Source organism: Pelagibius marinus, assembly GCF_014925385.1.
GTDB lineage: Bacteria > Pseudomonadota > Alphaproteobacteria > Kiloniellales > Kiloniellaceae > Pelagibius > Pelagibius marinus.
In genome coordinates, this window is the sequence record NZ_JACSDK010000019.1 from 35,872 (window position 1) to 49,317 (window position 13,446).

The 13,446-nt window shown below is 63.4% G+C and carries 15 protein-coding genes; 12 read left to right on the forward strand and 3 right to left on the reverse strand.

Features of this window, described 5'->3' with window-relative positions; all coding sequences use genetic code 11:
* Nucleotides 1–14 precede the first annotated feature (14 nt).
* Nucleotides 15–2,006 (reverse strand): lytic transglycosylase domain-containing protein, encoded by a 1,992-nt coding sequence (locus H7X47_RS23320; protein WP_193371180.1) that lies wholly within the window; start codon nt 2,004–2,006, stop codon nt 15–17.
* A gap of 186 nt (nt 2,007–2,192) precedes the next feature.
* On the opposite strand from H7X47_RS23320, the gene dapA reads away from it, so the two are divergent.
* On the forward strand, nt 2,193–3,068 hold the full coding sequence (gene dapA, locus H7X47_RS23325) for a 4-hydroxy-tetrahydrodipicolinate synthase (protein WP_193371298.1): 876 nt from the start codon (nt 2,193–2,195) through the stop codon (nt 3,066–3,068).
* Between the two features lie 18 nt (nt 3,069–3,086).
* On the forward strand, nt 3,087–3,551 hold the full coding sequence (gene smpB, locus H7X47_RS23330; protein WP_193371181.1) for an SsrA-binding protein SmpB: 465 nt from the start codon (nt 3,087–3,089) through the stop codon (nt 3,549–3,551).
* Here smpB and H7X47_RS23335 read toward each other — a convergent pair.
* Both H7X47_RS23335 and H7X47_RS23340 read right to left on the reverse strand, forming a co-directional pair.
* On the reverse strand, nt 3,525–4,172 hold the full coding sequence (locus H7X47_RS23335; protein ID WP_193371182.1) for a uracil-DNA glycosylase: 648 nt from the start codon (nt 4,170–4,172) through the stop codon (nt 3,525–3,527). The genes smpB and H7X47_RS23335 overlap by 27 nt on opposite strands.
* 15 nt (nt 4,173–4,187) lie before the next feature.
* Entirely contained in the window at nt 4,188–4,814 is a 627-nt protein-coding gene (locus H7X47_RS23340) for a LabA-like NYN domain-containing protein (protein WP_193371183.1), read from the reverse strand.
* Between the two features lie 206 nt (nt 4,815–5,020).
* On the opposite strand from H7X47_RS23340, the gene folK reads away from it, so the two are divergent.
* The 10 genes from folK (at nt 5,021) to recO (ending at nt 13,441) form a co-directional block, all read left to right on the forward strand.
* Complete coding sequence (gene folK / locus H7X47_RS23345) at nt 5,021–5,524, forward strand: 2-amino-4-hydroxy-6-hydroxymethyldihydropteridine diphosphokinase (RefSeq protein WP_193371184.1); 504 nt, start codon at nt 5,021–5,023, stop codon at nt 5,522–5,524.
* Nucleotides 5,525–5,639: 115 nt separating this feature from the next.
* Nucleotides 5,640–6,005, forward strand: coding sequence for a DNA-directed RNA polymerase subunit omega (rpoZ, locus tag H7X47_RS23350; RefSeq protein WP_193371185.1), 366 nt, complete (start codon nt 5,640–5,642; stop codon nt 6,003–6,005).
* 154 nt (nt 6,006–6,159) lie between these two features.
* Nucleotides 6,160–8,304, forward strand: coding sequence for a RelA/SpoT family protein (locus tag H7X47_RS23355; protein ID WP_193371186.1), 2,145 nt, complete (start codon nt 6,160–6,162; stop codon nt 8,302–8,304).
* Between the two features lie 34 nt (nt 8,305–8,338).
* Nucleotides 8,339–8,965, forward strand: a complete 627-nt coding sequence (locus H7X47_RS23360) for a DUF2062 domain-containing protein (RefSeq protein WP_193371187.1) — start codon at nt 8,339–8,341, stop codon at nt 8,963–8,965.
* The gene (locus tag H7X47_RS23365) at nt 8,962–9,732 is read left to right on the forward strand and encodes a pyridoxine 5'-phosphate synthase (protein ID WP_193371188.1); all 771 of its coding nucleotides are present in this window, start codon (nt 8,962–8,964) and stop codon (nt 9,730–9,732) included. The genes H7X47_RS23360 and H7X47_RS23365 overlap by 4 nt, the downstream gene beginning before the upstream one ends.
* 29 nt (nt 9,733–9,761) lie before the next feature.
* Nucleotides 9,762–10,169, forward strand: coding sequence for a holo-ACP synthase (gene acpS, locus H7X47_RS23370; protein WP_193371189.1), 408 nt, complete (start codon nt 9,762–9,764; stop codon nt 10,167–10,169).
* Nucleotides 10,170–10,228: 59 nt separating this feature from the next.
* Nucleotides 10,229–11,038, forward strand: coding sequence for a signal peptidase I (gene lepB / locus H7X47_RS23375; protein WP_227010741.1), 810 nt, complete (start codon nt 10,229–10,231; stop codon nt 11,036–11,038).
* 52 nt (nt 11,039–11,090) lie between these two features.
* On the forward strand, nt 11,091–11,762 hold the full coding sequence (rnc, locus tag H7X47_RS23380) for a ribonuclease III (RefSeq protein ID WP_227010742.1): 672 nt from the start codon (nt 11,091–11,093) through the stop codon (nt 11,760–11,762).
* A complete protein-coding gene (gene era / locus H7X47_RS23385) occupies nt 11,759–12,670 on the forward strand; it encodes a GTPase Era (protein ID WP_193371191.1) in 912 nt (303 codons plus the stop codon). The genes rnc and era overlap by 4 nt, the downstream gene beginning before the upstream one ends.
* Before the next feature lie 27 nt (nt 12,671–12,697).
* Nucleotides 12,698–13,441, forward strand: coding sequence for a DNA repair protein RecO (gene recO / locus H7X47_RS23390; RefSeq protein ID WP_193371192.1), 744 nt, complete (start codon nt 12,698–12,700; stop codon nt 13,439–13,441).
* Nucleotides 13,442–13,446: the final 5 nt, after the last annotated feature.

Genomic DNA, 13,446 nt, shown 5'->3' on the forward strand with positions numbered 1-13,446 from the left:
TGGTTTGTTCTTCCTTATGACCCGGCCGGAGGAATCTGGAGGGCCCAGCGCTGCAGGTGCTTGGGCTGGCCTTCCCGGTAAACGACCAGGCTCTCGAGAATACGCTGGACGTAGTTGCGTGTCTCGCTGAAGGGAATGCGCTCGATCCAGTTGACCGCATCGACTTTCGGGTCGCGCGGATCGCCATACTCCTTGATCCAGCGCTCGGCGCGCGACGGGCCGGCGTTGTAGGCAGCCAGGGCCAGGATATAGGAGCCGTCGAACTGCTCCAGAAGTTCCTTGAGGTACGCCTGACCGAGGCGAAGGTTGTAGTCCGGATCGCTGGTCAGGCGGTCTCGGTTGAAAGGGATGCCAAGCCCGCGCGCCGTGTGACGGGCAGTCGCCGGCATCAACTGCATCAGGCCGAGTGCGCCGACCGGGCTGCGTGCCTTGGGATAGAACTCACTTTCCTGGCGCATGACCGCGAGCACCAGGGCCGCCTCCGGCGCCGGTCCTACGGGCAAGGCGCGCCTGGGGTAGAGCATCAGATGCAGGTCATGGCCGTTCCGCCGCGCAGTTTTCGCCGTGCGGATCGCGAGATCCTGGCGCTCAACACTGTTGGCCAGTTCGATGATGAGGCGGTGATCGAAATCGTCCTCGGCGTCCTGGCGCAGCCGGGCAAAGAAGAGGTTCTGCAGGCGCGGTTGGTCCAACTCGCCGAGAAGGCGGATTGCGGCGACGAGTTCATTGGTCTCGAAAAGTGCGCGCCGTGGCGCCGGCATGGCCGGCATGGCCTGCAGCACAGGCTGCCGTTCCACGCCCATGCGCTGACTGGCAAGCTGGCCATAGAACGTTGCCGAGTAAGCGGCGGCCTTTTCGTACCACTGTCGAGCATCCTGCGTTCGACGCAGTTCGCTGGCAGCCTCTCCGGCCCAGAAAGCGCCCCGAGATTTGCTGATGTCCGATGAGACGCCGTCGTGCAGACGCACGAAATGGTCATAGGCAACAGTTGGCTTTTTGAGGTATCGCAGCGCCAGCCAGCCGCCGAGCCATTCTCCCTCGGCGAAGGCGACGCCTTCATCGTGGCCGTGCCGGGCGCTGATGCGGTAGGCAAGATCGAAGTCGTTGCGGTCCAGGGCGCGCCATACGACCCAATTCCTGAGCCGCCACCAGGCTGGGCCCTCGGGCATGCCGGCCGGCAAGCTATCCAGCAGTTCCACCACCCCTTCCAGGCGCCCCCGGCGCTGGCGCCAGACGGCGCGCTCGTAGGTGAGGCCGGGATCGTTGCTCAGATGTGAGGGGACACGGCCGATGAGGGCGTCGACGCCGGGCCGATTGCCGATCAGGGCGAGGCGGGCACGGGCCAGGGCCGCGGGGCCGGGCGGTACGCGTTGGACCTGCCGGCGGGCGGCCGTCGTGCGGTGGTCCCAGAGGAGGCGGTCCAGCCGGTCGATCTCGTCCTCTTTGGTCAGGACGGCTCTGAACCTTTTGCGGAAGGCGTCTTCTTCCTGGGAGTCGAAGTCAATGGTGACCCAATAATGACGCGCCGCGGTCCGCGCCCGGTCCCGCTGGCCGTTGTCCCAAAGAGCCCCGGCGTGGCGCAGGGCGCCATGCCCGGTAATCGGCAGTCGCTCTCCGAACCAGGCCAAGACCTGCGCCGCGGAGAGAGTGTCAGGCAGCACCTCTTCTGCATTGCGGTAAAGACCATAGAGCCCGGGCCAGCCCGGATTGGCCTCAAGGAAGGCCGAAATCTCCGCGAAGCTGCGGCCGGAATCGCGCCGCCCGAGATCCCGCCAGGTGACGATCTTGGCGGCGAGGGAGTGCTTCCCCTGCCTGGCCAGAGCGAGGGCCCGGTCGTACTGCCCGTTCTCGAAGAGGGTCAGGGCGGAGGCATAGAGTTGACGGTCGGACGCGGTCAGCTTTTCCCCCGCCGCCGCCGAGGCCGGCAAGGGCGCAGCAGCAGCCGCCAGAAGGCTGACAAAGGCGAGAGAAACAGCCAGGACGCTCTTGCCGATGTGCAGGATCACTGAGGACTCCGCCCGCTTTCCGAAGGTCGGCTGAGGGTAATGTGATGGGCAGGGCGCTCGCAAGGGCCGCCGCGCCCCAGCACCGCTTGCTCCCAAACGATGCAAGGGCTATGTTCCCCGGTCACTGGGCCCGCCGTGGGCCGCGGAAAACTTGCCGATTTAGGGAATTTGATCATGTCCGGCCCTATGTTTTCGGGCTCCATCACCGCGCTTATCACACCATTTCGTGATGGGCAGCTGGATGAAGATGCCTTTCAGCGCTTCGTAGAGTGGCAGATCGAGGAAGGGACGAGTGCATTGGTCTCCTGCGGGACGACGGGGGAATCCCCGACGTTGACCCACGAGGAAGACATGCGCGTAACAGCCCTTTGCATCGAGGCCGCGAAAGGCAAAGCACCGGTGATTGCCGGGACGGGCTCAAACTCCACCGACGAGGCCATCATGCTGACGCGGCACGCCAAGGAGGCCGGCGCCGATGCCGCTCTGGTGGTGACGCCGTACTACAACAAGCCGACCCAGGAAGGGCTCTACCAGCACTACAAGGCGATTCACGATGCGGTCGAAATCCCGATCCTGATCTACAACATTCCGGGGCGCTGCATCGTCGACATGTCGGTCGAGACCATGGCACGGCTGGCCGAGTTGCCGAACATCGTGGGCGTGAAGGACGCGACGGCGGATCTGACCCGCCCTGCGCGAACCAAGGCAGCGATCGGAGACGATTTCGCCCAGCTTTCGGGTGAGGACGCGACGGTGGTTCCGTTTCTGGCGCAGGGCGGCCATGGCTGCATCTCCGTGACCTCGAACGTCGCGCCGCGGCTCTGCGCTGAGCTGCATGCGGCCTGGAAGAGCCGCGATCTTGACCGCGTGACCGAGCTGAACGACCGGCTGATGCCGCTGCACCAAGCGCTCTTCATCGAGTCCAATCCGGCGCCGGTGAAGTATGCCGCCAAGCTGCTCGATCATTGCGATGATGAGGTGCGACTGCCGATGGTGCGGATTCAGCCTGAAACCCAGGCCAAAGTCCGCTCGGCCATGGTCCACGCCGGGCTCCTCAACTAAGCCAGCGAGACCGAAACCATGAACGCGGGCGCGAAGCAGATCGCGGCCCAGAACCGCCGGGCGCGCCACGACTATCAGATCGAGGAACGCTTCGAAGCGGGACTGGTTCTGATGGGCAGCGAGGTGAAGTCGCTGCGCGGCGGTCGGGCATCCATCGGGGAAGCCTATGTCACCGAGCGTGGCGGGGAGCTCTACCTGCAAGGCGCCCATATCCCCGAATACGATGCGGCGACCCACAACAACCACGAACCACGCCGGCTGCGGAAGCTGCTCGTGCACCGCCGCGAGTTGGCCAAATTGGTGGGGCAGGTGCGGCGCGAGGGCTACACCCTGGTTCCGCTCGCCATCTACTTCAACGAGCGCGGCATCGCCAAGCTGGAAGTCGGCCTGGCGCGCGGCAAGCGCAAGGCCGACAAGCGGCAGGACATCAAGGCCCGCGAGTGGGATCGCCGCAAATCACGCCTCTTGAGGGAACGCAGCTAAGCGCTCTTTGACCTCGGCGAAAACCTCCTCGAACATGGCCTCGGTGAGGCGCCCGGTGTTGGTGTTGTAGCGGGAGCAGTGGTAGCTGTCCGCGACCGTCAGGCCGTCGATCTCATGAATTGCGCAGTGGCGGAAAGGATAGTGGCTCTTGCGGACGCCAAGGGTGGTCAGGACGGCGCCGTGGGAGAGGCTCCCGAGGCAAAGGATTACCTTCAGCCGCTTCATGGCGTCGATTTCCCGCACCAGAAAAGGGCGGCAGTTCTTGGCTTCGGGCCCCGTGGGCTTGTTCTCCGGCGGCACGCAGCGCACGGCATTGGTGACCCGGCAGTCGACCAGACGCAGTCCGTCGTCGGCGCGGCGCCCGTAGCTGCCCTGGGCAAAGCCGAACCTTCCGAGTGTCTGATAGAGGAGGTCGCCGGCGTAGTCGCCGGTGAAGGGTCTGCCGGTCTGGTTGGCCCCCTTGAGGCCGGGGGCGAGACCGACGATCAACAGGCGCGCATCGAGGGGGCCAAAGGCCTGTACCGGAGCATTGTGGAACGCCGGGTAGGCGGCCTGGTTGGCTTCCCGAAAGGAGACAAGGCGAGGGCAGAGCGCGCAATCGCGCGGCGGCTCGATTTGCATGACCGGACCGGGCGCCTAGACGGCTTCGTCCTCGTAATAGTCGTCGTCGAGGTAGTGGTCCTCGTCGTAGCCGCCCTGGCGCAGGCGCTCGCCGCTGCGGGAGCGGTCACCCGGAAGCTGGCGGGCAATCTGCGACTGCAGTTCGGCGAGGTCGATAAAGATATCGGCCTGGCGCCGCAGTTCGTCGGCGATCATCGGCGGCTGGGAGCGCAGCGTCGAAACGACAGTGACCCGTCGGCCGCGCCGCTGGATGGTCTCAACCAGGCGCCGAAAATCGCCGTCTCCCGAGAACAACACGATGTGATCCAGGTGATCGAGCATCTCCATGGCATCGACCGCCAGTTCGATGTCCATGTTGCCCTTGACCTTGCGCCGGCCGGCCGCGTCGGTGAATTCCTTGGTCGGCTTCGTCACCATCGTGTAGCCGTTGTAGTCCAGCCAGTCGACCAGAGGACGAATAGGGGAATATTCTTGGTCTTCGACGAGTGCTGTATAGTAAAGGGCGCGGACAAGATTGCATTGACTGGAGAAAATATCCAACAAGCGCTTGTAATCAATATCAAATCCTAAGGCCCGGGCTGTCGCGTAAAGGTTCGCGCCATCGATGAAAAGAGCAACCCGTTCCTGACTATAGAACTTCATTTCTACCCCTTTGAAAGACCGGCGCTTAGGCAGCCTGGCCGGTCTCACAGAAATCCCGATTCAGAACTAAACCCGCTACTGGAGAAGGCTGAACTTCTGGCTCCCACTCTGCAACGGAACAGCCATTTCCATGCTAGAGATTTAAGTCTTCTTGTCTTGCTCGCAAGAGCAGCAGCATTATCGGTGCAGGACCGGGTCCGGGAAACATGATTCTTATCGCCCTAGGGTCGAACCTCGTCACGGCAGAATTCGACACCTCTCAGAAGTTGTTAGAGTGCTCGCTTAAGTCTCTGGAACAAAATGATGTTCAGGTCCTGAGGCGATCGTCCTGGTACCGTAGCGCGCCGATCCCTGCTTCGGACCAGCCCTGGTTCGTCAATGGCGTCGCAGAGATCGCATCACCACTGAGTCCCAAGGCCTTGCTGGGCGCTCTACATGCCGTCGAAGATGAATACGGGCGTATGCGTTCGCAGCGGAATGAAAGCCGGACGCTCGATCTCGACCTTCTGGTTTATGACGACCAAGTCATCAACGAAATGGACGGTCTGGTGCTGCCGCACCCACGGCTGCAGGAGCGGGCCTTCGTCCTGCTGCCGCTGGCCGAGGTCGCGCCGCGGTGGCGCCATCCGGTGAGCGGGCTAACGGCAGCTGAAATGCTGGACTCCCTGCCGCCGGGACAGCAGGTGGAGCGGATCGCCGCAGAGGAATGAAGGGCTGCGCCCAGAGGCCACCTTCGGGCTTGCGAAGCCGGCTGAGGGCCCATATATTCCGCGCCGCTGGGTTCCGACCGGGGCCCGGCACACTGATCTGTGGAGAATCGATACCATGGCGCGCGTTACAGTTGAAGATTGCGTTCTGAAGGTCCCCAACCGCTTTGAGCTGGTGATGAAGGCCGCTCAGCGCGCCCGGGACATCTCCTCCGGCGCGTCCCTGACCGTCGACCGCGACAACGACAAGAACCCGGTCGTGGCGTTGCGCGAGATCGCCGACGAGACGGTGAGCCTGGATATGCTGGGCAATGCCCTGATCCAGGGCCTGCAGAAGCAGAGCGAGCAGGACGAGCCCGAGGACGATATCGTCGAATTCGACACGCCTGTCATGCCTGCCGCTGGCGAGGAGCCGCTCCTGCAGGAGGGGGCGCCAGCGACGCCCGAGGCGGACGAAGCCGAGGCCGCCGACGAGGTCGAGTAGTCGGCTGACGCTTCGGGGCCGGTTAGACCCTTAACAAAGGGGGAACAGGCCCGATTCCATACCGGAAAACATGTACTTGGCGGCCTGAGCCCGGGCGCGTATGCTGGAATTGTTTTAATTTTGGTAGTGGCGGAAGCCGTAGTTCGGGCGCAGCATGATCCGGCAGTTTGAACTCGTCGAACGGGTCAAATCCTATGATCCGGGCGCGGATGAGGATGCTCTCAACCGCGCCTATGTCTTTGCCATGAAAGCCCACGGGTCGCAGAAGCGCGCCTCGGGGGACCCCTATTTCTCCCATCCGATTGAAGTTGCCGGCATCCTCACGGATCTGAAGCTGGACGATTCTTCTATCATCACTGCGCTGCTCCACGACGTCGTCGAGGACACTGACTATTCCCTGGGAGACGTCGAGACGACGTTCGGCAAGGATATTGCCCGCCTGGTGGACGGTGTCACCAAGCTGGGCCGCCTGGAGCTGCAGTCCGAGGAAACCAAGCACGCGGAGAACTTCCGCAAGCTGTTGGTGGCGATGTCCGAAGACATCCGGGTGCTGTTGGTGAAGCTTGCCGACCGGTTGCACAACATGCAGACGCTTCATTTCATCTCGTCGCCCGACAAGCGCCGCCGCATCGCGCGGGAGACCATGGATATCTATGCGCCCTTGGCTGAGCGCATCGGTATGCATGGATTCAAAGACCAGCTGGAAGACTTGGCCTTCGCCGAGCTGAACCGGGAAGGCCGTGAATCCGTGCTGGCGCGCCTGGAGTTTCTGCGCGGCCAGGGCCAGGACCTGTCCGACCGTATCGTCGGCGAACTGCGTCAGCGTCTGGCGGAGGAGGGAGTTGAGGCCACCGTTTCCGGCCGCATGAAGACACCCTATTCGGTGTGGCGCAAAATGCAGCGCAAGAACATCACGTTCGAACAGCTGTCGGACATCATGGCCTTTCGTGTCGTGGTCGACAGCCTGGGCGACTGCTACCACGCTCTGGGCCAGCTGCACAGCCGCTATCCCGTTGTCCCCGGGCGCTTCAAGGACTATATCTCCACGCCGAAACCGAACGGCTACCGCTCGCTGCACACCACGATCATCGGGCCCGAGCGACAGAGGATCGAGGTGCAGATCCGCACCCGCGAAATGCACGAGGTTGCCGAGCTCGGCGTCGCGGCCCACTGGAAATACAAGCAGGACAGCCCGCAGGTCGAAGGCCGGCAGTATCGCTGGATGCGGGAATTGCTGGATATCTTGGAGCATGCCGACAACCCCGAGGAGTTCCTGGAGCACACCAAGCTGGAGATGTTCCAGGACCAGGTTTTCTGCTTCACGCCGAAGGGGGCGGTGATCGCCCTGCCGAGCGGCGCGACGCCGGTCGACTTCGCTTATGCTGTCCATTCCGAGGTGGGCGACACATGCGTCGGCGCCAAGGTCAACGGGCGTATGGTCCAGTTGCGCGCGCCACTCCAGAACGGCGATCAGGTGGAGATCATCACCTCCAAAGCCCAGACGCCGTCGCCGGACTGGGAGCAGTTCGTCGTTTCCGGAAAGGCCAAGGCCCGTGTGCGGCGCTTTGTACGGCTGAAGCAGCGCGAACAGTACATGGAACTGGGCCGCCAGATCCTGCAGAAGTCCTTCCGCCAGGAAGGCTACGAGATGACCGAAAAGGGACTGGAGTCAGTCCTCAAGCGCTTCAAGGCCGAAACCGTCGGCGACCTTTGCGCAGCGGTCGGCCAGGGGCACCACACCGGCCGCGAGATCGTCACGGCGGTCTATCCGGGCACCAAGGACGACGCCAAGGTCCAGAAGATCGTTCCCATCGCGCGGGCAAGGGCGCGCCAGGGCAGAGGGCAGGAGACCTCGGTCCCGATCAAGGGACTGATCCCGGGAATGGCTGTCCACTACGCCCACTGCTGCCACCCGCTGCCGGGTGACCGGATCGTCGGTATCGTCACGACGGGCAAGGGGGTCACCGTCCATACCATCGACTGTGACACCCTGGAGAGCTTCCAGGCGACGCCGGAGCGCTGGGTCGATCTGTCCTGGGACGTGGACGACGGCTTGGAGCAGCGCATCGGGCGCCTGCACGTCATTGTCGCCAACGAGCCGGGTAGCCTGGGCAGCCTGTCGACCATCATCGGCAAGAATCACGGAAATATCAGCAACCTCAAGATTACAAATCGTTCAATTGATTTTTTTGAGATGCTGATCGATGTTGAGGTGACGAGTGTCAAGCATTTGTCGAATATTATCGCTGCCTTGCGCGCGATGCCGGTTATTACGTCGGTGGAGCGGGCAAGGGGTTAAGGCTGCGGCCATTTTTGGCTGATAGACTGCAGAGATGTTCAAGCGGCGCAATCCCCTGCCATTTCACAAGCGAGCCGGCGCGGTGCTGTGGCCGCGCAGCGGCTGGCGACGATCCGGGGCCTATGTGGCACACCGCCTACGCCGCCTGCCGGGGACGCCCTACCGCATTGCGGCTGGCTTTGCCAGCGGCGCCGCAGTGTCCTTCACCCCCTTCATCGGCCTTCATTTCGTATTGGCGGCGCTGCTGGCCTTGGCGGTGCGAGGCAATATCATCGCCGCAGCGATCGGGACGGCGGTTGGGAATCCCTGGACCTTTCCCGTCATATGGCTTTGGATCTACTCACTGGGCCGGTGGGTTCTGGGCGGCGACAGCTTGACAGCACTGCCCGATGACCTTTCATTGCACAGAATAATTTTCGAGGACCCTCTGGAAGTACTGCTGCCTATGGTGGTGGGAGGGATTCCGACGGCAGTGGTGGCGTGGTTCGTGTTCTTTTGGCCGGTGCAGCGGACCGTGGCCGGATATCAGAGGGCGCGGCGCCGCCGTCTCCGCAAGCGCCTGCGCCATCGCCGAGGGCCCATTGCCGGAGAGAGCGGGGCCTCTGAGCCGAAGGAAGGTGCTCGGCTCGCAGAAACGAGGAAATACGAGAGGCAGCTATGACCGACTACCTGCGCCTCGGCGTGAACATCGACCATGTGGCCACCATTCGAAACGCCCGTGGCGGCGGCCACCCGGACCCGGTCCGGGCAGCACGGATGGCCGCCTCGGCCGGCGCCGACGGGATCACCGCTCACCTGCGCGAGGACCGGCGGCACATTTCCGATGAAGACATCGCCAGGCTGACGGCCGAGATCGACCTGCCGCTGAACCTGGAAATGGCGGCCACCGACGAGATGCTTGAGATAGCCCTGCGCCACAGCCCTCACGCTGCCTGCATCGTGCCGGAGCGGCGCGAGGAGCGTACCACCGAGGGCGGCCTGGACGCGGCCGGCGGGCAACATCACCTGCAGCGCTTCGTCTCCAGCCTGAGGGACGCGGGTTCGCGGGTTTCGCTGTTCGTAGAGCCGGACCCCAAGCAACTCGAGGCAGCGGTGCGGCTGGGCGCGCCTGTCGTGGAACTGCACACCGGGGCCTACTGCGATGCCTTTGTCGAGGATCCCGAGGGCGCGCAGACCAGAGCCCAACTCGAACGCATCCGTACGGCGGCGGCCTTGGCAGATGAATTGGGGCTGGAGTGCCACGCCGGGCATGGGCTGACTTTCGACACTGTGGGCTCCGTAGCCGTAATTCCGACCATCGCCGAGTTGAACATCGGGCATTTCCTGGTGGGTGAGGCGATCTTCAGCGGCCTGGACAGTGCCATCAGGCGGATGCGAGCGCTTATGAACAAGGCCCGCGCCGAGGCCGGCGGCGCCCGCAGCGCCTAGCCGATCAGCGAATTTGCGGAGCGGCGACGGTGATTCTGGGACTGGGCAGTGACCTCATTGACATCAGGCGTATCGAGAAAACCCTGGAGCGCTTTGGCGACCGTTTCACCGAACGGGTCTTTACCGATGTCGAGCGGGCGAAATCCGACCGGCGCGCCCAGCGGGCGGCCAGCTATGCGAAGCGATTTGCCGCAAAGGAAGCTTGCGCCAAGGCGTTGGGAACGGGGGTGCCGCGGCGCGGTGTCCATTGGCGCGATCTCGGGGTGGTCAATCTGCCGAGCGGCAAGCCGACCATGGCTTTGACGCGAGGGGCAGCTGAGCGCTTGGCGGAAATGACGCCAGCGGGTATGAAGGCCCAGATTGACGTAACAATCACAGATGATTATCCCCTCGCTCAGGTTATTGTCATCATCTCGGCACTTCCTGAAGCTGGCTAGGCCCCCTGGAGTATTCTCGGGGAGGCTTCCTTGGCGGCAGCCGCCAGGAAAGAAGGAAAATGGAAAAGTTCATGCTTAACGAAGGGCCGGGCAGCGATCCGGAAGGCAAGGCGCCGAAAGACGGTGCGAAGGAAGAGGAGCAGCCGGGCAGCGCTTGGATGGAAACGCTGAGGACGGTGGTGATCGCTGTCGTGGTTGCTGTCGGCGTCAGGACCTTCGCTTACGAGCCCTTCAATATTCCGTCAGGCTCCATGGAGCCGACATTGCTCGTCGGGGACTACCTCTTTGTCTCCAAGCTGTCCTACGGCTACAGCCGCCATTCCTTGCCCTTCGGATTGCCGTTGTTCAAGGGGCGCATCTTCTCCTCCGATCCGGAGGTCGGCGACGTCGCGGTTTTCGCCTACCCGAAGGACTTGAAGACCGATTATATCAAACGGATTGTCGGGCTGCCGGGTGACAAGGTCGAGGTGCGCGAAGGCATCCTCTACATCAACGACGTCGCGGCCAAGCGCGAGCTCCTCTCTGCTTCGGAGATTGCGGATCTTCGGTACTACAATCCCCAGGGACGGCTCTACTACGAGACTCTGCCGAACGGGCGCCGGCACCTCATTCAGGAATACAGCGACCGACAGGCCCTGGACGACTTCAAGCCTGTGATCGTGAAGGAGGGGCACTTCTTCGCCATGGGCGACAACCGGGATAACAGTCAGGACAGCCGGGTGTCTGGGGTCGGGCAGGTTCCCCTCGAGAACCTCGTTGGGCGCGCGGACATCCTGTTCTTTTCCCACGACGGCGCCAGCGCCTGGTGGAAGTTCTGGACCTGGCCGAGTACCATTCGCTTCGGCCGGATCGGCGATGGTATCGAGTAGGCGGAGGACTGGGCCCCAGGCTGCTGCCAAGGGGGACAGTGCGCTGTCGCAATTGCAGGAGCAGCTTGGGCACCGCTTTGCCGATCCGGCATTGCTGGTGCGGGCTCTTACCCATCCTTCCGTTTCCGCCGACCCCAGCCATCGTGGTGGCGACTACGAGCGCCTCGAGTTCCTGGGCGATCGTGTGCTGGGCCTGGTCGTCGCTGAAATGCTGTTCAATCGGTTTCCGGAAGAGGCGGAGGGTCTCTTGGCCCGCCGCCTTGCGAAGCTCGTGGGGAAGGACACTTTGGCGTCGGTGGCCGAAGATCTCGATCTCGGCAATGTCATGCGGTTCGCCATGGGCGAAGACGAGAAACAGGGGCGCAGCAACCCCGGCCTGCTCTCCGACGCCTGCGAAGCGGTGATTGCGGCGCTTTATCTGGACGGCGGCTTGCCGGTGGCACAGGCCTTCATCGTCCAAGCTTGGCGGAAACGGATCGAAGAGGATCGGGAGCCGCCTTCGGACGCCAAGACCGAGCTGCAGGAATGGGCTCAGGGACGGGGCCTGCCGCTGCCGCGTTACAGCGAGGTTGACCGCCAGGGGCCGCCGCATGATCCCTTGTTCACCATCCGCGTCGAAGTGGAGGAAATGCCACCGCAGACTGGGACGGGCCGTTCCAAGCGCGCAGCTGAACAGGACGCGGCGGCGCAACTCCTGTCCCTGGTGAAGGAAAAGCGACGATGAACACGGCAGAAGCACTGCAGCGCTGCGGTTTCGTAGCCGTGGTCGGCGCGCCGAATGCGGGGAAATCGACCCTGGTAAATCAGCTGGTCGGTGCCAAGGTCTCCATCGTTACCCACAAGGTACAGACGACTCGAACCCGAGTCCGCGGGATCGCCATTCACGGCGACAGCCAGATCGTCTTCATAGATACCCCGGGAATATTCACGGCCAAGCGCCGCCTGGAACGCGCCATGGTGCAGGCCGCCTGGGCCGGGGTCGAGGATGCCGATGTCGTTCTGGTGATCCATGACGCCGGGCGCAAGAAGATCTCCGACGATACTCGACGGGTGATCGAGGGGCTGGCCGACAGTCGCTGCGAGTTGGTGCTGGTGCTGAACAAAGTTGACCTGGTCAAGCGCGAGAAGCTGCTGGAACTGGCCGCGGAGCTCGCGGCCATGGCCAACTTCTCGAAGGTCTTCATGATTTCGGCCCTTACCGGCGATGGCCTGGAAGACCTGCTGGACTATCTGGCCGGCCGCATGCCTGAGGGGCCGTGGCACTTTCCGGAAGACCAGCTCTCCGATATTTCTTTGCGCCTGCTGGCGGCGGAGATCACCAGGGAGAAGCTGTTCTTGAACCTGCATCAGGAACTGCCCTACGCGCTGACGGTGGAAAGCGAAGGCTGGGAAGAATTCAAGGACGGCTCGGTCCGCATCGAGCAGACCATCTATGTCGGCCGGGAACAGCACAAGGCCATGTGCTTGGGCAAGGGCGGCAAGACCATCCGAGTGGTTCGCGAAGCGGCGCAAAAGGAAATGGAGGAAGCCTTTGGGCAACCTGTTCACCTTTTCCTCTTCGTAAAGGTACGCGAAAACTGGATTGATGACCCTGAGCGCTACCGGAACCTCGGTCTGGAATTCGATGCCTAGAGCCCCGATCAACGCGGTGGAGCCGCGATGAAGTGGGAGGATGAGGCGATCGTTCTGGCGGCTCGCCCCCACGGCGAAACCGCGGCGGTGGTCCAATTGCTGACGCGCGCCCACGGCCGCCACGCAGGACTCGTACGGGGAGGGCAGAGCGCCCGCCTGCGCGGCATCTACCAGTCTGGCAACCGGGTTTCGGCAACTTGGAGCGGGCGCCTGCCGGAGCACCTGGGCAGTCTGGAGTGCGAGATGGAATGCTCCTACATGGCCCGGGTGCTGGATGATTCTGATCGCCTGGCCGCCCTCAGTGCGGCCACCGCGGTCTGCGAGGGGGCGATGCCCGAGCGGGAGCCCCATCCGGCTTGCTTCGAGGGGCTGCTGGCACTGTTGGAGGCCCTCGAGGGCGACCACTGGGCCGAGGTCTACGTGCGTTGGGAGCTGGCCTTCCTGGCCGAACTGGGCTTCGGACTAGATCTCAGCAGCTGTGCGGCCGGCGTGGAGAATGATCAACTCGCCTATGTGAGCCCTCGCTCCGGTCGAGCCGTATCGCTGTCAGCCGGCGCGCCCTACCGCGACAAGCTGCTGCCCTTGCCTGGTTTCCTGGTTGGCCGCGGGGAAGGCGGCAACGCCGCCGTGGCGGAGGGGCTTGCACTTACCGGCTTTTTCCTTGAGCGCCACCTTTTCCACCCCCATGATAAGGCGCTGCCGGCCGCCAGGCTGCGCCTGGAGCAACGCTTTACCCCGGACGGCGGGACTTCCCGGGGGGGGTCGCAGTAGCCCGC

Bases quoted from the DNA above. Each gene is read 5' to 3' on its own strand.
- era (WP_193371191.1), top strand. From the start codon at position 11,759: ATGAACACGGCAGAAGCACTGCAGCGCTGCGGTTTCGTAGCCGTGGTC.
- H7X47_RS23340 (WP_193371183.1), bottom strand. From the start codon at position 4,814: ATGAAGTTCTATAGTCAGGAACGGGTTGCTCTTTTCATCGATGGCGCG.
- dapA (WP_193371298.1), top strand. From the start codon at position 2,193: ATGTTTTCGGGCTCCATCACCGCGCTTATCACACCATTTCGTGATGGG.
- smpB (WP_193371181.1), top strand. From the start codon at position 3,087: ATGAACGCGGGCGCGAAGCAGATCGCGGCCCAGAACCGCCGGGCGCGC.
- H7X47_RS23365 (WP_193371188.1), top strand. From the start codon at position 8,962: ATGACCGACTACCTGCGCCTCGGCGTGAACATCGACCATGTGGCCACC.
- H7X47_RS23355 (WP_193371186.1), top strand. From the start codon at position 6,160: ATGATCCGGCAGTTTGAACTCGTCGAACGGGTCAAATCCTATGATCCG.
- recO (WP_193371192.1), top strand. From the start codon at position 12,698: ATGAAGTGGGAGGATGAGGCGATCGTTCTGGCGGCTCGCCCCCACGGC.
- H7X47_RS23360 (WP_193371187.1), top strand. From the start codon at position 8,339: ATGTTCAAGCGGCGCAATCCCCTGCCATTTCACAAGCGAGCCGGCGCG.
- rpoZ (WP_193371185.1), top strand. From the start codon at position 5,640: ATGGCGCGCGTTACAGTTGAAGATTGCGTTCTGAAGGTCCCCAACCGC.
- lepB (WP_227010741.1), top strand. From the start codon at position 10,229: ATGGAAAAGTTCATGCTTAACGAAGGGCCGGGCAGCGATCCGGAAGGC.
- H7X47_RS23335 (WP_193371182.1), bottom strand. From the start codon at position 4,172: ATGCAAATCGAGCCGCCGCGCGATTGCGCGCTCTGCCCTCGCCTTGTC.
- folK (WP_193371184.1), top strand. From the start codon at position 5,021: ATGATTCTTATCGCCCTAGGGTCGAACCTCGTCACGGCAGAATTCGAC.